Origin of the sequence: Erwinia sp. STN24 (assembly GCF_041320675.1) — a bacterium.
Classification (GTDB): domain Bacteria; phylum Pseudomonadota; class Gammaproteobacteria; order Enterobacterales; family Enterobacteriaceae; genus Erwinia; species Erwinia aeris.
Window position 1 is genome coordinate 310339 of the sequence record NZ_JBGGPM010000002.1, and the last position, 19657, is coordinate 329995.

At 56.3% G+C, this 19657-nt stretch carries 21 protein-coding genes and 1 pseudogene; 13 read left to right on the forward strand and 9 right to left on the reverse strand.

What is annotated here, in order from left to right; all coding sequences use genetic code 11:
* Window positions 1-4 precede the first annotated feature (4 nt).
* From ACA373_RS11725 to cspA, 3 genes are all read right to left on the reverse strand, one after another.
* A complete protein-coding gene (locus ACA373_RS11725; protein ID WP_370734528.1) occupies window positions 5-127 on the reverse strand; it encodes a hypothetical protein in 123 nt (40 codons plus the stop codon).
* Window positions 128-298: 171 nt separating this feature from the next.
* On the reverse strand, window positions 299-1501 hold the full coding sequence (locus tag ACA373_RS11730) for a multidrug efflux MFS transporter (RefSeq protein WP_301252277.1): 1203 nt from the start codon (window positions 1499-1501) through the stop codon (window positions 299-301).
* 390 nt (window positions 1502-1891) lie between these two features.
* Window positions 1892-2104, reverse strand: a complete 213-nt coding sequence (gene cspA / locus ACA373_RS11735) for an RNA chaperone/antiterminator CspA (RefSeq protein ID WP_125288360.1) — start codon at window positions 2102-2104, stop codon at window positions 1892-1894.
* Window positions 2105-2608: 504 nt separating this feature from the next.
* Between cspA and ACA373_RS11740 the strand changes: the two genes are divergently transcribed.
* Complete coding sequence (locus ACA373_RS11740; RefSeq protein ID WP_301252276.1) at window positions 2609-2863, forward strand: biofilm development regulator YmgB/AriR family protein; 255 nt, start codon at window positions 2609-2611, stop codon at window positions 2861-2863.
* A 369-nt stretch (window positions 2864-3232) separates the two neighbouring features.
* Window positions 3233-3739: a redoxin domain-containing protein gene (locus ACA373_RS11745; protein WP_301729907.1), complete on the forward strand. Its 507-nt coding sequence runs from the start codon at window positions 3233-3235 to the stop codon at window positions 3737-3739.
* Here ACA373_RS11745 and ACA373_RS11750 read toward each other — a convergent pair.
* Entirely contained in the window at window positions 3736-4032 is a 297-nt protein-coding gene (locus ACA373_RS11750; RefSeq protein ID WP_253455121.1) for an I78 family peptidase inhibitor, read from the reverse strand. The genes ACA373_RS11745 and ACA373_RS11750 overlap by 4 nt on opposite strands.
* A 273-nt stretch (window positions 4033-4305) precedes the next feature.
* Complete coding sequence (locus ACA373_RS11755) at window positions 4306-6903, reverse strand: EAL domain-containing protein (RefSeq protein ID WP_370734529.1); 2598 nt, start codon at window positions 6901-6903, stop codon at window positions 4306-4308.
* 222 nt (window positions 6904-7125) lie between these two features.
* Here ACA373_RS11755 and ACA373_RS11760 point away from each other — a divergent pair, with 222 nt between their 5' ends.
* The 7 genes from ACA373_RS11760 to ACA373_RS11790 all read left to right on the forward strand — a co-directional run bounded on the left by ACA373_RS11760 (window position 7126) and on the right by ACA373_RS11790 (window position 14609).
* Window positions 7126-7794 (forward strand): lysostaphin resistance A-like protein, encoded by a 669-nt coding sequence (locus ACA373_RS11760; RefSeq protein WP_370734530.1) that lies wholly within the window; start codon window positions 7126-7128, stop codon window positions 7792-7794.
* Window positions 7795-7927: 133 nt separating this feature from the next.
* Window positions 7928-9493: an ABC transporter substrate-binding protein gene (locus ACA373_RS11765; protein ID WP_253455124.1), complete on the forward strand. Its 1566-nt coding sequence runs from the start codon at window positions 7928-7930 to the stop codon at window positions 9491-9493.
* The gene (locus ACA373_RS11770) at window positions 9493-10545 is read left to right on the forward strand and encodes an ABC transporter permease (RefSeq protein WP_253455125.1); all 1053 of its coding nucleotides are present in this window, start codon (window positions 9493-9495) and stop codon (window positions 10543-10545) included. Before ACA373_RS11765 ends, ACA373_RS11770 begins: the two co-directional genes overlap by 1 nt.
* On the forward strand, window positions 10542-11402 hold the full coding sequence (locus ACA373_RS11775; RefSeq protein ID WP_253455126.1) for an ABC transporter permease: 861 nt from the start codon (window positions 10542-10544) through the stop codon (window positions 11400-11402). The genes ACA373_RS11770 and ACA373_RS11775 overlap by 4 nt, the downstream gene beginning before the upstream one ends.
* Window positions 11392-12240: an ABC transporter ATP-binding protein gene (locus ACA373_RS11780; RefSeq protein WP_301252271.1), complete on the forward strand. Its 849-nt coding sequence runs from the start codon at window positions 11392-11394 to the stop codon at window positions 12238-12240. Before ACA373_RS11775 ends, ACA373_RS11780 begins: the two co-directional genes overlap by 11 nt.
* A complete protein-coding gene (locus tag ACA373_RS11785; protein ID WP_253461095.1) occupies window positions 12233-12895 on the forward strand; it encodes an ABC transporter ATP-binding protein in 663 nt (220 codons plus the stop codon). Before ACA373_RS11780 ends, ACA373_RS11785 begins: the two co-directional genes overlap by 8 nt.
* Window positions 12896-13037: 142 nt before the next feature.
* Window positions 13038-14609 carry an ABC transporter substrate-binding protein gene (locus ACA373_RS11790; protein WP_370734531.1) on the forward strand — a complete coding sequence of 524 codons (1572 nt, stop codon included), beginning with the start codon at window positions 13038-13040 and terminating at the stop codon, window positions 14607-14609.
* Window positions 14610-14643: 34 nt separating this feature from the next.
* Here ACA373_RS11790 and ACA373_RS11795 read toward each other — a convergent pair whose 3' ends face one another.
* Window positions 14644-14838 (reverse strand): hypothetical protein, encoded by a 195-nt coding sequence (locus tag ACA373_RS11795; protein ID WP_125288348.1) that lies wholly within the window; start codon window positions 14836-14838, stop codon window positions 14644-14646.
* Window positions 14839-15485: 647 nt separating this feature from the next.
* Here ACA373_RS11795 and ACA373_RS11800 point away from each other — a divergent pair.
* Both ACA373_RS11800 and ACA373_RS11805 read left to right on the forward strand, forming a co-directional pair.
* Window positions 15486-15725, forward strand: a complete 240-nt coding sequence (locus tag ACA373_RS11800; RefSeq protein WP_370734532.1) for a hypothetical protein — start codon at window positions 15486-15488, stop codon at window positions 15723-15725.
* A gap of 264 nt (window positions 15726-15989) precedes the next feature.
* Complete coding sequence (locus ACA373_RS11805; RefSeq protein WP_367317864.1) at window positions 15990-17006, forward strand: acyltransferase; 1017 nt, start codon at window positions 15990-15992, stop codon at window positions 17004-17006.
* A gap of 146 nt (window positions 17007-17152) precedes the next feature.
* On the opposite strand, the gene ACA373_RS11810 is transcribed toward ACA373_RS11805, so the two are convergent.
* Window positions 17153-17383, reverse strand: coding sequence for a hypothetical protein (locus ACA373_RS11810; RefSeq protein WP_125288345.1), 231 nt, complete (start codon window positions 17381-17383; stop codon window positions 17153-17155).
* Window positions 17384-17956: 573 nt separating this feature from the next.
* On the opposite strand from ACA373_RS11810, the gene yjbE reads away from it, so the two are divergent.
* Both yjbE and ACA373_RS11820 read left to right on the forward strand, forming a co-directional pair.
* On the forward strand, window positions 17957-18211 hold the full coding sequence (gene yjbE, locus ACA373_RS11815) for an exopolysaccharide production protein YjbE (RefSeq protein WP_301252269.1): 255 nt from the start codon (window positions 17957-17959) through the stop codon (window positions 18209-18211).
* 159 nt (window positions 18212-18370) lie between these two features.
* Window positions 18371-18574, forward strand: coding sequence for a hypothetical protein (locus ACA373_RS11820; protein WP_253455130.1), 204 nt, complete (start codon window positions 18371-18373; stop codon window positions 18572-18574).
* A 175-nt stretch (window positions 18575-18749) separates the two neighbouring features.
* On the opposite strand, the pseudogene ACA373_RS11825 reads toward ACA373_RS11820, so the two are convergent.
* Both ACA373_RS11825 and iraP read right to left on the reverse strand, forming a co-directional pair.
* Window positions 18750-19225: pseudogene (locus ACA373_RS11825) on the reverse strand (DUF1348 family protein).
* Window positions 19226-19245: 20 nt separating this feature from the next.
* On the reverse strand, window positions 19246-19536 hold the full coding sequence (iraP, locus tag ACA373_RS11830) for an anti-adapter protein IraP (protein ID WP_253455132.1): 291 nt from the start codon (window positions 19534-19536) through the stop codon (window positions 19246-19248).
* Window positions 19537-19657 lie beyond the last annotated feature (121 nt).

Sequence of the window (19657 nt, forward strand, 5' to 3'; positions counted from 1 at the left end):
TCCGTTAGCGGCCCGGCCCCTGGGAGAAACCGCCGCGTGGGCCGCCGCCGCCCGGCGGCGGGAACAGACATCCGCTCAATGCTGTTACCAGCGCGACCACACTCACTGCTTTAATCAAACGACTCATTGCTCTTTCCTCATGGTAACAATGGCGCTGATAGTAAGCGTCGCCACACGGGCCGACAATGCAGAAAAATCCTGTTAGCCCCTGTTTTTACCCGGCGTAACCACGCTTAACGCTTTCCTTGCGGGAAAGCGCGAAAAACCTTAAAAGGCTAAAGCCACAAACGAGGCGTGATCAGGCCGCCGCAGCCGCTTTTCTGCGCCGCCAGACCAGCATCAGCTGCACGGTATTAATCAGCACCACGATCGCCGTGGCGGTAAAGACCCAGCGGAAACCGCCGATGGCGGAAACGCCTGAGCCAATCAGCGGCCCGACCACGTTACCCAGATACATAAACGACTGGTTATAGCCAAAAATCCGTCCGGTAATGCGGTCGCTGGAGTAGCGCAGCAGCAGCGTTTGCACCGCCGGCATCATGGCGCCTTCGGCAAACCCCAGCAGAAAACGCAGCGCACCGAGCTGTAAGGCGCTGCTTGCCCACGACATGGCGAGAAACAGCACTATCGTCAGCATTAACGCGGCAAATAAAATGCGCTGCGCGCCGATGCGGTCGCCCAGCTTGCCCAGTCGGGGCGCGGAAAAGAGCGCCGATACGCCGGGAATGGCTGCCACTACGCCGCTGATAAAGGCAATGTTTTCTACGTTCGGCTCCAGCTGGCGCACAAACAGCGTAAGAATTGGACTAATTGAGCCGTTGCAAAGCTGGATAACCAGCGTGGTGATAAACAGGCTGATAATTAATCCGGGATGACTCAGCGAACGAAAAACCATGGCGCCGCTGAGCTTTTCTTCTTTGCTGATTTTGCGATGCCCGGTTTCCTTGATCAGAAACAGCGTAATCATAAAGCTGGTCAGCAGCAGGCAGGAGGTAATAAAAAATACGGCACGTAGCCCGACCCAGTCGGCCAGAAAGCCGCCCAGCAGTGGCCCCATAATCACGCCGCAGATTTGCGCGGTGGAAACCATGCTCAACGCCCAGCCGCTGCGCTCGCGCGGCACCTGCGAAGCGACCAGCGCCATGGCGTTGGGAATATAGCCGGAGGTCAGCCCCATCAACGCCCGTAACAGCAGCAGCTGCCAGACGTTGGTTACAAAAGCCTGTAAAAAAATGACTATTCCCATGCCCAGCGAAGCGCGCAGCAGCATCAGCTTGCGCCCTTTACGATCGGCAAGGCTGCCCCACATTGGCGAGACGATGGCTGAAACCATAAAGGTAATGCTGAAGATTAACCCTGACCACAGCGTCAGCGCGCTGGGATCGGTGACGCCCAGCTGCTCCACGTAGAGCGGCAGAAAAGGAATAATCTGGCTGATAGCAAGGCCGGTAAACAGGCAGCCAAACCAGACCGAAATAAGGTTAACCTTCCAGGATTCCATGTTTTTTTATGCTCTGCAGGAGAATGCGAGCCATGAGTGTAACAACTCCCTGCCTGAACGCCAAAACGGTCAGACATCGTTACAGGCCATCGGCATGGTTCACAAGCGGTTGTTTTCACGGTGGGACGCTGCCCGCAAAGCACGCTCGCCGGCGATAAACAGCAAAGCGGTAAGCCATCAATGAGCGGTGGTCAGAAGACCATAAAGGCGCCAGGCCACAACTAAAGACAAGCGATAGCTTCAGAAGGCGGATAACGGCTGGCGTGCAAAGCCAGAAACAGAAAACAGGCGGCAGAGGGTAATTCTTCTGACGCTAAACGCAAAAAACCCGCCATAAGGCGGGTTTTTGTTCTTCTGCCCGACGAGGTCGCAGCAGAAGTTTCTCTCGAATTACAGCGCAGTTACGTTAGCAGCTGCAGGGCCTTTCTGGCCGTTTTCGATAGAGAATTCAACTTTCTGACCTTCTTCCAGAGTTTTGAAACCCTGGTTCTGGATTGCAGAGAAGTGTACGAACACGTCTTTGCTGCCGTCAGTTGGAGAGATAAAGCCGAAACCTTTCTCAGCGTTGAACCATTTTACTAAACCAGTCATTTTGTTAGACATTTGTCTTTCCTTCAATAAGTATAAAGCCGTTAAGGCACGAGGTTTGTCAACAGGGTAGACTTATGGGGCACTCAAGAAGGAAGTCAGGAAGAAGAGATATCTGAGATAACGCTTTAACTGAAAACTGCTTTACTAAAATTGCTCGCATACGTGTCTGTTTCAAAACCGACGGTGCATTTACTCATAACCAGCGCTGCGGCACAAGCGCTGATGACTAAAAAAAAGTAATTTAATGTCAATCCGCTGATTTTTATAAAGATAATTTTCATCTTTTTGCCGCATTCAGTTAAACCTTCACTCGCGACGCTTTTTGCTACGGCATAACGAAAAAAAAATATTGCGGCGGCGGCTGGACATTCCGCTACGCCCATCCAGACTAATAAAAATCTCCACCTGGTTATTTTCCAGGCTAAATGGCAATTTATTCGGTTTGGTAAATTAGCCCGTTAAGCCTTTCCCGATCTCATTGCCGGGCTGTCGATGGCGCTTTGCAGGAGGTTTACCATGGTTCATCACGCTACCGGCGCAGGCCGGGAAATCACCGAGTATTTTAACAGCCCTGCTTTCAACGCGCCGAAAGAGAGCGAGCTGCTGGCGGCCATCATGACCGAACTGATGCGTAACGGCAGACCAACCACCAGCAAAGCGATTATCGCTACCGTTATTGCCAGGCTGGAAGGCGAGATAGATGAAACCCAACTGCAGGGCTATCGCAACTTGCTGACCCAGCTACTGGAAGAAAAACGCCCTGAACGGTAACGCCTCTGAAGCGGGAGCAGTGCGCTTACCTTAGGCCTTATTTTTTTACTGATAACGCCCTGATAATGCTCGCCCCAAAAAAAACCCGCACGGGGCGGGAAGCAAACGGGCATACCTGTCTGTGGCGAGATCAAAATGTCACCTTTATTAATAGCGTAAAGTACAGCGCGCCTGTTGCAGGTGTATGACAATCAGATAACCTTTCGTATCGTGAAAGAGACTGACATTTCAAATGATAAGGTGAACGGACTTCTCTTTATCAGCAACGGTCGGATCCGTTGCTCCTACTCAGGTAAAAGGACATGCTTACAGGCTTTACAACGGCGTATTGCGCTCATCTGCCCCGGACGCGCAGGGTGGGACAGGCTCATGGCTAATATCAGACAGGGCTTGCGGACGATTTTTTCATTATTGCTGGCGATTGCTGTGGTGTTATGGCTGATGGACTGGCTGCGCGCACCGAAACCGCCAGAAGATTTTGCCCAACAGATTTTCCATACTATTGATGGCCGGACGATTACTATCGCCGAGCTGAGCGCAAAAAAACCGCTGCTGATTTACTTCTGGAGTGGCAACTGTAGCGTTTGTCGTTATACCACCCGCGATATCACTAACCTGAGCAACAGCGGCTATAACGTGCTGGCCATTGTGCACCATGCCGGCAACGATATTCAGATCGTCCGTCTGCTGAACGGTAAACATCTTACCCTGCCGGTCATTAACGATCCCACCGGCGCTATAGCCGCACGCTGGCAGACAGACGTGATGCCAACGCTGTTAATCGTGAAGAAAAGCAAGGTGGTGCAAAGCACCACCGGCTGGACCAGCGCCACGGGCATTCGGCTGCGCCACTGGTGGGTGAATAAGTGGTATTAGCCGCAGTAGACGCGGGTGATAGTATTCTGGCTGTCGCCCATAAAATTCAACCGGTTAAGATTAAAATCCATGGTAACCGCTGAGTTCCACGGCACCGCACGAGCCGGGTGCTCAAAGCGGAGCCCGTCAATGGCGGAAAGCGGTTTGCCAACGTACTGCTGGTAGTCGGAAGCGCCGCAGCGATCCAGTTCTGGATCCGTCGGGCCGGACGCCGCACCTTTGTGCGCGCCCGACTGACAACCCGCCAGCAGAATCGCCGCCGCAAAAGCGGCCAGTGTTTTCTTACCGATCATGATTTCTCTCCTCAGCTTGCTTTTTTTGTCGTCGCAAGGGTAGCAGATAAGCGCCAGGGTGCAAAAACGCGGTCTTTTCGCGCAGCGATTCCAGCGGAAAATGGCACGGATTGCTTTTATTTTAATCAGGAAAATCCGCTATAATTTAGGAATTATCTCAACAAAGGAGCAACTCATGGATCTGATAGTGTTCATGCTGATTGCGGCCATGATGACGCTGGTCGCGGTGAAAGTCCGTTAATCAACAGCCCGCTTTTAGCGGGCTGTTGTTATTCAACTGCGAACGATATCGCAAGGCCCGTCCAGCAGCTGCCTGAAGCGATCCAGCGGCATCGGTCGGCCCAGATAGTAGCCCTGCCCTTCCTGACAGGCGATAGCCTGAAGCTCCTGCAACTGCTCCTGCGTTTCAATCCCTTCCGCCGTTACCGTCAGCGAGAAAGCTTTCCCCAGCCCGATAATGCCTTCAACAATCGACAGCGCCTGTGGAGAGTGCGGGAAATCGCTCATATAGGATCGATCCATCTTCATGCCGTCAAACGGGAACATTTTCAGATAGCCCAACGAAGCATGGCCCGCGCCAAAATCATCCACCGTCAGCTTTACGCCCAGCGCTTTGAGCGACTGCATCACTTCCAGCGCGCTTTGCGGATTTTCGAGCGTAATGTTTTCGGTAATCTCCAGTTCAAGCCGGTGCGCTTCCAGGCCGCTGGTGGCCAACGCGCTGGCTACGCGCTGCGCCAGATTGCCGCTACGAAACTCCACCGGCGAGATATTCACCGAAACGTACATCGGCTCCGGCCAGCCCAGCGCGTCGTGGCAGGCCCGATGCAGCACCCAGTCGCTGATATCAATAATCAGCCCGGTCTCTTCCGCCAGCGAAATAAATTTATCCGGCATAATCAGGCCGTGGCTCGGATGCTCCCAGCGGATCAGCGCTTCCGCGCCGTCCAGCCGCGTGTTTCTCAGACAATAGCGCGGCTGGTAAAAGAGCTTCAGTTCGTTTCCGGCGATAGCCTTACGCAAATTGCGCTCCATCTCGCGACGCAGCACCAGCTGTTCGGCCATTTCCGCGCTGTACCACGTCCACCGATTTCGCCCTTCCCGCTTCGACTTATAAAGCGCAATATCCGCCAGCCGCAGCAGTTCGTCGGCCTGCATCGCATCGTCAGGCGCCAGCGCAATCCCCATGCTCGCGCCGATAAAAATTTCCTGCTGACCCAGCTGGAAAGGTCGGCAAACCTCGTCCAGCAGCGCCTGGCAGCAAGCGTCAATCTCATGTTCGCCGTTCAGATCGGAAACGATAATAATAAATTCGTCGCCGCCCTGCCGCGACACCAGATCGCCGGCTTTGAGCACGCTGCGCAACCGGTGCGAGACCTCATTCAGCACGCTGTCGCCCGCCGCGTGGCCCCATGTATCATTGATCGGCTTAAAATGATCGAGATCGAGACTGATCAACACCAGCGGTCTTTCCGCCGTGGGCTGAGCCTGTAGCCTGCTCAGCAAAAACTCGCTCATATAGAGCCGGTTTGGCAGCCCGGTCAGCGCGTCGTGCTGCGACAGATAGTGAATGCGCGCCTGAGACTCGATTTCCTGAGTAATATCGGAAACCGTGCCGCGATAGCCGCTAATCTGTCCGCCCGTTTCTACGGCGTTAGCCACCAGGCTACAGATGCGCTTTTCGCCGCTGGCCGATACCGAATAGCAGCGCAGGGTATGGCGATGCCCTTCCTGCCGATGCTGAAACAGCCATTCGGAAACCGGCTGCGTATCGTGCTGCAGGATCGCGTCGATCGATTTATCCAGCAGCTTTTCCACCGCAAAGCCCGTGGCGACGGTAAAGCGCCGGGAAAGGTAGGTCAGCACGCCTTCGGCGTTGGTTTCCCAAATCCAGTCAGACGCGGTTTCGGCCACGTCGCGAAAGCGAGCCTCGCTAACGGCCAGCTCGTGCTGACTGTGGATCAGCTGCAAAAAACGCTCGTCGCAAAGCCTGGCGTTGTACATGGCGTGCCTGATAACGCGTCGCGTCACCAACGCCAGCATCACCGCTGCCAGCAGCAGCACAGGTAACAGCAGCAGCAGCAGCGCCCGTCCCGGCTGCTGCGAATCCCAGCGGATCACCACCGGCATCCCGTCGAATACCGCCTCCAGCAAAAAGGGCTCGGTAGCGGTATCCTGCGCGTTGCCCGGCACACGAGCATTCATCACGCCGACCGTACGGCCGAACTGCGCCAGCTTTTCCGGCGTGTAGCGGCTGACGAACACCATGACCGAAGGCGGCCCTGAGCGGGCTTTCAGCCCCGGCACTTTTCCTGTGGTGATCGGCGCAGCGGCTACGATAGCCGGCGTCGAACCGATAAGCGTATTCAGCGAGGTCGCGCCCTCCTCCTTTGCCAGCAGACGTGCCCTGGCGATAAGCGGCGCGGTCTGAATACCCAGCCAGCTTTCCAGCTGGAGATCGTCCAGCTGGCCGTTAACCACTGAATAGGTGGTGCGCCCTTCGCCGTCGACCACAAAGACGCCGTCATAATGGAATTCGCTGTATAAACCCGGCCCCAGGTTTTGCTGCTCAAATGCCCAGACCTTATCCATCGTCAGATGTAAATGGTTCCAGGCTTCACCCCAAAAGGCGTAATCGCGGATATTGGTCATCAACTCCTGACGAGCGTCCTGCCAGGCGTTATGCAGTAAAAAACTTTCCTGTTTAACGGCCTCTTCGTTCTGACGCCAGGCGATACCGACCACCATAAGCATGGCGAGCAGCGTCACGCCGCTCATCAACAGAATAAGCGATACGGCTATTCGTCGGGTAAAGAAGGTGGATTTCTGGCCGTAAGGCACCTGGTGGCTAAGCATGGGGGGAAAATTCATCTACTCCGAACCTTATCCTGCGGGCTGACAAACAACTCCCGTTTGCCCGCCCTGACTGCTATCTGAAAATCGCAGGTCCTTTTTCCCTTCCAGACGCGATCGTTAATGCACTATCGGCCTGGAGGCTGAACAATTTAGATGCAGCGCGCATTAATTCTGCCGCCTCGACACTCCCCTTCGCCCTTGCTACCATCGGCTGATACGCTTCCCACGCCCATGCTAATGAATAAAGAAACGGATAAAGCGACTGAGGCCCTGCTCTGTACGGGGATTTGCCTGATCTGGTACGGCATTACGCTGCTGATCGGCACGCCGCTGCTTCATCCTTTTTTAACGGAAAACGGCATTTTGATGCCGGCGCTCTGTCTGCTGGAATTTGTGGTGCTGGTGCCGCTCTGGCGCTGGTATAACCGGTATTATGACGGCGTGCCGTCAGGCGTGCTGCGGCTCCGCCCGCTGCTCCTGTTCGGCCTGCTGCTGCTTGCCCTGATTTTTTCCCAGTCTTTTTATTTACAGCCGGAAAGCTGGACCGCCACGCAGCTAAACGGCGATGAACAGATCGAAGCCTGGCGCACGCTGGCCTTTTCGCTGGCGGTGGTGATACTGGCGCCCGTGGCTGAAGAGATTGTTTTCCGGGGCTTTTTGCTGCAGGCGCTGTTAACGATGGTGCCGGGACAGCGGCTGGCCTGTGCGCTACTCACTTCGCTGATCTTTGCCGGACTCCACACCCAGTATGTTCATCTGCAAACGCTCCTGGCGCTCACGGCGCTTTCCCTGCTGCTCTGCCTGGCCCGTTTTTATTCGGGCGGCCTGAAGCTGCCCGTCGCGCTGCATATGCTGAATAACTTTATCGGCGTTGCGCCCTGGCTATGGGCCACCTTCCTGCGGTAACAATGGTTAGTGTTTATAACCAATAGGTTTTGCTTATAACCAATTCGCATATCGATAGCCGATAATCTACTATTTATCCGGTATGCAGGTAATCTACACTCGCCAACAAATTAAAACAGGGTAAGGAAACGTCATGAAACTTCTGCTTCCCGCCATTGCCGTCGCGCTGGCAGGTTCTTTTGCGGCACAGGCCGCTACGCCGCCGGATACGCTGGTTATCGCGCAGTCTATTGATGACGCCAACAGCTTCGATCCCGCGCAGGGCTTTGAGCTGACCTCGGTACAGGCGTTTACCAATCTCTATCAGCGTCTGGTACAGCCGGATCCGCAAAATCCTGTCGACCTGCAGCCAACGCTGGCCAGCGCCTGGCAGCCGGGCAGCGATAACCGCAGCCTGACTTTCACCCTACGCGACGGCGCGAAATTCTCTTCCGGCAACCCGCTGCGCCCGGAAGATGTGATCTTCTCTCTGGGACGCGTGGTCAAGCTTAACCTCGATCCCTCTTTTATCCTGACCCAGCTGGGCTGGACCAAAGAGAACGTGGACTCGCATCTGAAAAAGATCGACGACAGCCACGTGCAGATTAGCTGGACGGCTGACGTCAGCCCGACCTACGTGCTGAGCCTGCTCGCCGCGCCGGTTTCCTCCATCGTGGATGAAAAAGTGGCGATGGCTAACGCGCAAAAAAATGACTTTGGCAACAGCTGGCTGATCGCGCACTCGGCGGGCAGCGGCCCTTATCAGATCCGCAAATATATTCCGCATGAGGTGCTGCTGCTTTCCGCTAACGCTTCTTCACCAGCGGGCGCGCCAAAGCTGAAAAACGTGCTGATTAAAAACGTGCCGGAACCGGCTGCCCGTCGCCTGCTGCTGGAACAGGGCGATGCGGATATCGCCCGCAACCTGGGCGCCGATCAGATGGCGTCGCTCAAGGGCAAAACGGACGTGAAGCCAATGGCGGTGCCGATGGCCTCGCTGTATTACATGCAGTTTAATATCGACGCCAGCCCGGCGCTGAAAAACCCGGCGTTCTGGGAAGCGTCCCGCTACCTGTTCGATTACAAGGGCATCGCGGACGATCTGCTGAAAGGCCAGTTCCAGGTGCATCAGTCGTTTCTGCCGCAGGGTTTTCTGGGCGCGCTGAACGACAATCCTTACACCTTCGATCCGGAAAAAGCTAAGGCGATTCTGGCGAAGGCGGGACTGAAAGACGTCAGCTTCAGGCTGAGCGTCAGCAACCAGCCGCCTTACCTGGATATCGCTCAGGCGTTACAGGCCAGCTTCGCGCGCGGCGGCGTCAAGGTTCAGCTGATCCCTGGTATCAGCACCGAAGTGGCAACAGCCGTCAAAGCCCATCAGTATGAAGCCACGCTGAACGCCTGGGGAGCGGACTATTTCGATCCTAACACCAACGCCTCCGCCTTTGCCTACAACCCGGAAGACGGCAGCAAAACCCTGGCATGGCGCTCTAACTGGCATATTCCCGAGCTGAACAAGCAGACGCTGGCGGCCACGGCGGAAAGCGATAAGGAAAAGCGCATCAAACTGTATGAAAACATGCAGCGCGAAGTGCAGAAAAACTCACCTTACGTAATCGGCTTACAGGCTCGCAACCTGATTGCGCTGCGCGCCAATCTCAAAGGCTACGTGCAGGGCATCAACCCGGATATGGTCTACTACAGCCAGGTCAGTAAGTAATGGCGCGTTTTACCGCTGAAGCCGGGTCCGCCCGGCTGTTCTGGCTGCGCGGCGGCCGCCTGGCGACCGGTCTGGTCTCGCTGGCGGTCACGCTGCTCGGCCTGCTCGCCTTCACCTTTACGCTTTCGCATCTGTCGCCGGTCGATCCTGTTTTGCAGATTGCCGGCGATCACGCCAGCGAATCAACCTACGCGCAGGTAAGAAGCGAGCTGGGTCTGGATCAGCCGCTGCTGATGCAGTTCTGGCACTATCTGACGCATCTGGCGCACGGCGATTTAGGGATTTCACGCCTGACCAATTCGCCCGTCGCCAGCGATCTGCTGCGCACCTTTCCGGCCACCATCGAGTTGGCCACCTGCTCGATGATTTTCGGTGCCTTTTTCGGCATCGTGCTGGCGCTGGTCGCCGCATGGAAACCGGGCAGCCTGGTGGATAACCTGGCGCGTCTGGTTTCGCTGCTGGGCTATTCCGTTCCGGTGTTCTGGCTGGGCCTGCTCGGCCTGCTGTTGTTTTACGCCGTGCTGCACTGGTCGGCCGGGCCGGGTCGCCTGGACGATATCTGGATCTATACGCTGGAGCCTAAAACCGGCCTGGTGCTGATCGACAGCTGGCTTTCCGGCGATCCCGAGATGTTCCGCAATGCGGTTGCCCATCTGTGGCTGCCGGTAGTGGTGCTGGGCCTGCTGGCGATGGCGGGCATTACCCGTCTGCTGCGCGCGGCGCTGCTGGAAGAGAGCAGCAAAGAGTACGTGACGCTGGCGCGGGCAAAAGGCGCCAGCCGGGGCCGCATTCTGTTGCTGCACGTTTTTCCTAACGTGCGCGGCACCCTTATCACCGTACTGGCGCTTTCTTACGCCACGCTGCTGGAAGGATCGGTGCTGACCGAAACCGTCTTTGCCTGGCCAGGCGTGGGCCGCTATATGACTACCGCCCTGTTTGCGTCCGATACGCCAGCCATCCTCGGCTCTACGCTGCTGATCGGCGGCTGCTTTATTCTGCTGAACGCGCTGGCGGATGCGTTAACTTATCTCACCGATCCGAGAACCCGATGACGCAAAATCTTACCGATCTTGAACTCGCCGCCCCGCGCCGACGCCGTCGACCACGCGTCACGTCGCTGGCTATCGGCGGCACGCTGGTGGCTATCCTGCTGCTGGCCGCACTGTTTGCGCCGCTATTAGCGCCTTTCGACCCCAACGCGCAGATTATCTCGGCGCGCCTGCTGCCGCCGTCTTCCGCGCACTGGCTGGGCACCGACGGCTTTGGCCGCGATCTGCTTTCCCGCGTGATTTACGGCTCTCGCCCTACGCTGCTGCTGGTATCGCTGATCCTGCTGCTGACTATCCCGGTCGGGATGCTGGTCGGCATCTGCGCGGGCTATCTTGGCGGCTGGACGGAGCGCGTGCTGATGCGCATTACCGATATTTTCCTGTCGCTGCCGAACCTGGTGATCGCGCTGGCGCTGGTGGCAATGCTTGGCCCTGGCCTGCTGAACGGCGCGCTGGCGCTGGCGTTAACCAGCTGGCCGCCTTTCGCTCGTCAGGCGCGCGCCGAAACGCTGGCGCTGCGCCGCAGCGACTATCTGGCCGCCGCCAGAATGCAGGGCATCAACGGCCTGCGCCTGATGTTCGGCCATATTCTGCCGCTCTGCCTGCCCAGCGCCGTGGTGCGCGCCGCGCTGAGCCTGGGCGGCATTATCCTTTCCGCCGCCGGCCTCGGTTTTTTGGGCATGGGCGTGCAGCCGCCGACGGCGGAATGGGGATCGATGGTCGCTGAAGGCAGCAAGGTCATCTTTGACCAGTGGTGGGTAGCCGCCGCGCCGGGCGGCGCGATCCTGTTCGCCAGCCTGGCCTTTAACCTGACGGGCGATGGCCTGCGTGACCGACTGGATACCCGAAATGCCAACTGACTCTACGCCGCTGGTTGTGGCGGACAACCTGACGATAAGCAGCGCCGCCGGTGTGGCGCTGGTCAAAAACATCAGCTTTACGCTGGGCCGCGAGCGCGTGGCGCTGGTGGGCGAATCCGGCTCCGGCAAGTCGCTGACCGCGCGCAGCCTGATGGGCCTGCTCTCCCCCGCCCTGCATTTACAGGCTTCCACCCTTAGCGTGGCGGGCGAAAATGCGCTGACGCTGAGCGAAAGCCGCTGGAGCCAGCTGCGCGGCAGCAGGCTGGCGATGGTGATGCAGGATCCGAAATATGCCCTGAATCCGATGCGCACTATTGGCTGGCAGGTGGCGGAGCCGCTGAAGCTGCACGCCCGCCTCAGCCGCGCCGAAATCAAAGAAAAAGTCTGCGAGATGCTGGATGCGGTAGGCCTGCCGCAGCCCGCGCAGCTGATGCAGCGCTATCCTCATCAGCTTTCCGGCGGCATGGGCCAGCGCGTGATGCTGGCGATTGCGCTGATTGCCGACCCGCAGTTTCTGATTGCCGACGAGCCGACTTCCGCGCTGGATCACGCCATGCGCGATCAGGTGCTGGCGCTGATCCGCCGTCTGGTGGAACAACGGAATATGGGCCTGCTGCTGATCAGCCACGATTTACAGCAGGTTTCCGAACACTGCGAGCGCGTGATGGTGATGTACCAGGGCAATATTCTGGATACCCTGCCCGCCGCTAATCTGCCGCAGGCCACGCATCCCTATACCCGCACCCTGTGGTCGTGTCGCCCGAGTAAAGCCACGCAGGGCAAACCGCTGCCGACGCTGGATCGCGCCGCGCTGGAGGCTTACCGTGAGCATGATTGATTTACAGAACCTCAGCGTCGCGCACCGCCAGGGCTATGAACAGCGCACCGTGGTGCATGACGTGTCGCTTCAGGTTGCGGCGGGCGAATGCTTCGGCCTGGTCGGGCCTTCCGGCTGCGGCAAATCGTCGCTGCTGTGGGTCATGGCCGGTCTGAACCCAAACTGGCAGGGCACGATGACGCTGGCCGGCCATCAGGCGACGTCCGGCAAACCCTTTACCGGGCAGCTGCGTCGGGACGTGCAGATGGTGTTTCAGGATCCCTATGCTTCGCTGCATCCGCGCCATCGTCTGAAGCGCACGCTGGCGGAGCCGCTGAAGCTGCTGAAGGTGCGCGATATCGATGACCGTATCGAGCAGGGATTCCGCCATGTCGGGCTGGATCCGGCGCTGGCCGATCGCTATCCGCATCAGCTTTCCGGCGGCCAGCGTCAGCGCGTCGCTATCGTGCGCGCGCTGCTGCTGGAGCCGAAAATTCTGCTGCTGGACGAGCCGACCTCCGCGCTGGATATGTCGGTGCAGGCCGAAATCCTCAACCTGCTGAACAATCTGAAGCAGCAGGATAACCTGACGATGGTGCTGGTCAGCCACGATCCGGACGTGATCGACCATATGTGCGACCGCGCGGTGAGAATGGAGCGCGGCTACATTAAATAACGGGCGATGGCTGAACGCGGTGTTCAGCCATAAGCGCTTGATCTGGCTAATCTCTTAAACTGCTAACCCTTGCCGGAATTCGCATTTCCCCGCCGCTTGTTTCCTCCTATAGTCCTGATATCTCTCACTTCAGGATATGTCGATGCGCAAGATTGCCTCCGTTCTTTTTGCCAGCCTGTGCGCCATGCAGGCCCACGCGGCTACGCCCGCCGATACGCTGATCGTGGCCATTCCGCTGGACGGCATTATCAGCTTCGATCCGGCGGAAAGTTTTGAAACCGTCAGCAGCAGCAGTTTGATCAACCTTTATCAGAAGCTGGTCGATGCCGATCGCAACGATCCCACTAAACTGGCGCCGCAGCTGGCGACATCGTGGCAGCCGGGCGGCAGCGAACACAGCCTGATCTTTACCCTGAAGCCGGGCGCGACCTTCGCCAGCGGCAATCCGGTCACCGCCGACGATGTTATCTGGTCGCTGAGCCGCGTGGTCAAGCTGAATAAGACGCCTTCGTTTATCCTGGCCGAGTTCGGCTGGACGCCGGAAAATATAGACCAGCAGCTGATCCGCCGCAGTGACAATCAGGTGGAAATCCGCTGGCCTGCCGCTATCGGCCGCGATCTGGCGCTGCGCCTGCTGACCGCGCCCGTGGCTTCCATCGTTGACCGCAAGCTGGCTATACAGCACGCCAGCGGCAACGATTACGGCAACGGCTGGCTGCGTACCCACTCCGCCGGCAGCGGCGCCTACGGCATTCGCAACTTCGTGCCGCAGCAGGCGCTGGTGCTGGAGGAGAACACGCACGCTGTCCCGGCGCCGAAGCTGAAAAGAGTGATCCTGAAGGGCGTGGCCGATGCCGGCTCGCGTCGTCTGCTGCTGCAACAGGGCGATGCCGATGTCGCCTATGATTTAGGGGCCGATCAGTTTGCGGCGCTGAAAAACCAGCCGGGCGTCACCGTTGCCAGCTTCCCTTCCAGCCTTGTCTACTATCTGGGTTTCAATACCCAGGATAAGCAGCAGCCCGCCTTAGGCAATCCGGCGCTGTGGCAGGCGGCGCGCTGGCTGGTGGATTATCAGGCTATTTCACAGCAGCTGCTGAAAGGGCAATATCAGGTGCATCAGAGCTTTCTGCCGCAGGGTTTCGACGGCGCGCTGGAAAACCAGCCCTTTCATTACGATCTGGCGAAGGCTAAAGCCATTTTATCTCAGGGCGGCATCAAGCCCGGCACGCGCTTTTCATTGACCATCGTTAACCAGCCACCTTACACCGACGTGGCGCAGGCGCTACAGGCCAGCTTTGCCAAAGCGGATATTGAGCTGGCTATTCAGCCGGTGGCGGAAGCCGAGCTGTGGGGGAAAATGCGCGGGCGGGATTTTCAGTCGATCTTTATCTACTGGGGCGCAGACTATATCGATCCCAATACCAACGCCAGCGCCTTTGCCTATAACGTGCCGGGCGGGCCGAAAACCCTGGCATGGCGACTGGGCTGGGCCATTCCGCAGCTGAGCCAGGAGACGCGGGCCGCAGCGGCCGAGAGCGACGCCCGGAAGCGCAGCGCGCTTTATCAGCAGCTGCAAACGCAGATCCAGCAGGATTCGCCTTACGTAGTGACGCTGCAGGGGCAGAAGCTGGTTGGCTTACGCAGCAACGTACAGGGGGCTCGCCAGAGCATTGGCGTGAGTATGCTGTACTACGACGCGGTAAGTAAGATTTAGGCGCGAAGCGGGCGGTTTACCGCCCGCCGGGATATCAGGAGATAGCGGAGTCGGCAGAGTGCTTGTGCTTGTCGGACTCAAAATGCGTTTTGAACTGCTCGTAAATAGAGATCATGTTCGATGCATCGCCCTGTAACGGGCTGAGTTTACCGGCGCGAACCAGTTCAATAACCAGCTGGAGCGCGGCCTGTTTAGGGCTGCTTGAAGGATGAGCAATTTCTGATGACATAGCGGCTTCCATGAAAAAAGAGTAAAGAGTAATTTTAACAACTTTCGCCCTTTTCGGCAGAATATTTTCTCTGTTTCCAGGGCCGTATCGGCTTTCGGCTGTTGCTACTTGTCACGCGTTGCCGCCAGCTTTCGATCCCGATCGATCGCGATCCTGTCTCGCACGATCCCTCAGATAGCACGTTTATTGCCACTGCATAACTATGCATTAAGGAAAAGTTGTACAGGATTAAATAAAACTTGTACAAGGCGTTAAAAAAGTCTACATTCCCGTGCGTAACGTATTATGCATTTGCATAGCCTCAGGAAGTGCAGTAGGGTTTCCCACTTCCCGAGGCAATTTTTTCCCTCTAAGCCAAATTTCCTCTCTTCTAATCCTTTTTCATATTACGCTGGCCCTGAAAAGAAAATAATTTGCTTTCCTGCTTATCAAAACCTGTTGATATTTAATGAGCTTTCTTTGCAAAACCGGCAAAAGTTTTGATTCCAGCTATATTAAGAGTTTTCCAGCTGATTTGACCAGGCTTCGTCCGATATTATGCGTGAAAGCTTGCAGGTCGCCGTGTCGGGACGCTACCGTCATAGCTTATCACTGGCAGTGCCTCACAAAAGCAGAGCCGGGCCTCTTCTATTAACTTCTGGCTGTTTATGATGAATGGATCGAACACTTTTCTTACTCTGGCCGTGCCAGCGCTTTTTACCGTGCTGCTGCCGCTGAACGCGCCGGCGCAGCAGGTCACGCTGACGCTCTCTCAGGAGCAGGATGGCGGATCCGCAGGACGTGCCTGCATGTATATCCACCAGGGCCAGGCCGAATATCGCCTCGTCAAGCCTGACCAGCTTTGCCCCGGCACGCTAACTATTGAGGCGACGACGCACCACATCTGAGCGGCTTTGCCCTGGTACGCTAACGGCAAGGCGGCCAGGCACTACGCCCCATCGGCTTCGCGCTGATACGCTAACGGCGAGGCGGTCACGCACTTCGCCCTATCGGCTTTGTCCTGGTACGCTAACGGCGAGGCGGCCAGGCGCCAAACCTGAACGCTTTTTTCCTGTCCGGAGATACGTCTGTACGACGGAGTATGTTACCTTTAGCCGAATGGCTATAATCTGACTGCTCGCGTCTGATTACGCTTCCTGACAAGGAGTTAAGTGTTGAAAAAAATGAATATTAAGCTGCTGACGCTGGTGGCCACCTATCTGGTTGTTCTGCTACATACGGCGGCCGTTCCTTTCAGCTATTTCCATCTGGCCTGGTCAGTGTCCGTGATGTATGAAGCGCTCGGGCGCATCGCTTTTCCCCTCTTCTTACTGATTGCCGGCTACGTTTCTCTTAATAAAAATGAGTCGCTGCTCAGTACGTTAAAAACGCGCGTGCTGGATCTGGTAATCCCGCTGGTTGTCTGGTCCGTTATTTATATTATTTATAATAAACAAGTTAACGCGGATACTTCACCGGTCAGCCTGCTGGAGCTGCTGAGCACGCCCGCCTATCCGCATATGTGGTTTATCTATACGATGATCCTGCTTTATCTGGTGACACCGTTGCTGAATACGTTTATTCAAAATGGTAGCCAGCAGCGCGTTAATTACACCGTTACCGTCTGGTTTGTGCTGGCTTCGGTTTATATGCTGTTTGATAACGTTAAGGCGAACCTGCTGGAAGGCCACGCCATTCCCGCGCCCAGCAATATTGATATGGTGGTGTATCTGTCCGGTTTTTATATTATCGGCGGCGTGGCGAGGCGTTTTGATATCAATCCCAAGGTCGTGATTTCAGGCATTATCTTTATTCTGTCTGCGGTGTTAACGTCGGTAATGACCTATTCGCTTTCAATCAGCACTTTTGCGCCTAACGCCATTTTTCTGTTTTACTCCGCGCCGACGCTGGTGGTGGTTTCACTGGCCTGCTTCTTTATGCTGCTGAATGCGCCCTTCCACTACAGCAAGCGCGCCATACGGCTTATCCACGGGCTATCGCGGCTGAGCCTGGGGATTTTCTTTGTGCACCTGATGGTGCTGGAGTCGCTGCTGCATCTGTTGCATATCGAATTTGAAGGCTATTCATCCGCGCTGACCATTCCGGCCGTCGCGCTGGCCTGCTTCGCTATTTCCGCCGCTATTACCTGGCTGCTACGGCAGATCCCCTGGGTACGTCGTATTACCTGATGTTCCGACGGCTCCCTTGCGTACGCCGCATTGGCTGCTTGCGCGATACATCCCCCGGGCGTCCTGCCTGATCGCCTGAAGCAGTAAGAACGGCCGCCTCGGAAAGCGGCCGTTCTTCCGGCAAACTACCGGTGCGCCACGGACCGTCAGTAACTGGCTGCGGCAAATCTGTGTGGCTGATTGATTGCTCTGCGCGCAATCCAGTAGAGTAAAATTCGCTCTTCATCGCTGTCCTGATCCGCCATCGCCAACAGCTTAAGCGCCAGCGTGGCCTTATTAACAGGCTGTCCTGTTATGCTCAGGTCAACCACCGCTTTACCAATAATGGTGCACACTTCTTCATCGCTCGAAGCCAGTAGATCGTGATCTGTACTCATCGTCTCCTCCTGTTGCCGGTAAATTTTAAGTCTGGCAGAAGCTGGGGAGATTGCCATCTCTCAGTCTTTTAAACTGGTTATCGTTATGCTGTCGCTATTTTTCGCTTTTTTCAAGGAAATCAGCCACCGGGCGCCTGTTCGTCATCTTTTAGTCATACTTATTAACGAGAAATAATATCGCCACACAATTTTTCGGGCCGAAATTTACCTTAAGTCGCAACAGCGATTAACAACCAGGATTTTATGCCGACGTTTATTCTTAAATTTGCGCCAAAACTCTGGAATAAAGCGGATCTGATTTATGGCCAGAACCGATCGTTTTATCGCCGCCCGGCGCATTAAGATTATTCTGTAGTTTTACCTTTTCACCTCTTACTGTCTGGCACTCGCCGGCTTTAGCGCTTTCTGCGTCAGCCTTTTTTACTCGCCATACTCTGTTAATAACTGGATCTGTTTATGCCATTCTTAAACAGAAAATAAGCAAAAAGGCTGTTTTGCGGCTATTTGCAACGCAAAGGATTAAAACTAAGCTTTCCGCCAACAACACCTGTATAACGCCTGAGGATAAAAATAATGAAAAAAATCACCGCGCTGGCTTTGTTCCTGATGATGACGGGCAGCCATGCCGCTTTTGCCGCACCAGCACCAGCCGCCGCAGGCGTCGCCGCCGGCAGTGAAGCGACCACGCTTTCTGACGGTAACTCCAACGCCGTTGGCGTCGGCGCGGTCGGCGCGCTGCTCGGTATCGCTCTGGCGACCATGGGCGGCGGCGGCGACGGTTCGAACACGGGAACCACCACAACGACCACCTCCACCACGGCTCATTAGTCCGCAGCCGGCCTTTTAGTCATAAAGGGCCGGCTTTTAGTTAACGTCCGCCTCGCTTTTCAACCCCATGGCTGTACCGCATCGCCAGCTGACATTCGTCGGCCGCCTCGCTTTTCGCCTATACTTTGGGACTGATGTGGTTTTATTACGGAGGGAACAATGTTAATCGGCTTCGTTTTACTGGTTAGCGCCTGCGGCCACGACGCCTGTGACGCTTTACCGGTGTCCGAACATATTTTCCCGACGCGCGCATCCTGTGAGCGCATGGCAGAGCGTATTCATGAACGCCGCCCTTCCGCCGTATTACTGTGCGGCGAGGTCTATCGCAATCATGATAGCGAAACGACGGATATAAACCCGTAAGACAATCTTTTTGGGCGTTTAGTGGCAAAGGTGAGAATGGCTCTTCAAAAGCCATGAATGTTAACGCAGAAGGCAGGTATTGGTTGAGCTTGCATGCGGCGCCCGTCAGGCGACTCAGAACAGCCCAGAAGCAGACGGCCTGAGCCAGGCTGCCCGCTTCTGGTTTGCCTCGGCGCTAGAGCCCCAGCTCGCTCAGGCCGGGATGGTCATCCGGGCGACGGCCCAGCGGCCAGTGAAATTTACGCTCGCTTTCCTGTATGGGCAGGTCATTAAGACAGGCATAGCGCGTTGTCATCAGGCCATTGTCATCGAACGCCCAGTTTTCATTGCCGTAAGAGCGGAACCAGTTGCCGGAATCGTCATGCCACTCGTAGGCATAGCGCACCGCAATGCGGTTGTCCGTGAAAGCCCACAGCTCTTTAATCAGGCGATACTCCAGCTCGCGCGCCCATTTACGGCTCAGAAAAGCCTCCGCTTCCTGACGGCCATGAATAAACTCCGCCGATTACGCCATTGCGTATCCAGGGTATAGGCCAGCGCCACTTTTTGCGGATTGCGACTGTTCCAGCCGTCTTCCGCCAGGCGTACCTTCTCTGCTGCCGTTTCACGCGTAAAGGGCGGAAGCGGCAAACGACGTTCCTGTTCAGCCATCACTTTTCCTCGCGGAGAGGCTATTGCGCCTCGGCTTTTTCATCGACGTAGCGCGTCACCGCCAGCAGTCGATTAATATGGGTCAACAACAGATCGATATCCGACTGTAAAAAGCTTTCACCGGATGTCGTGGCCGCCACGATGGCGTTCTGGATGTTGTCTGAAATCGTCGATGCGCCGTCGCCTTTTCCCGCCGTCAGCAGCAGCGCCGCCACCAGCAGCGACTGCGCTTCTACCTGCGCCGTCAGCTCTTTTGCATCAACTTCAATTTTAGCCATCTTCATTAAGATATCGATAACCAGCTGCTTCATCATTACTCCCCGCAATAAATTATCCCAGAAATTACCATTACGTTCAGAAACGAGCAAACTGAAACGCCGCTGGCTGCACCTTCTGTTGCATTCTGATCCACTTTCTTCCTTTTTAGCGCAT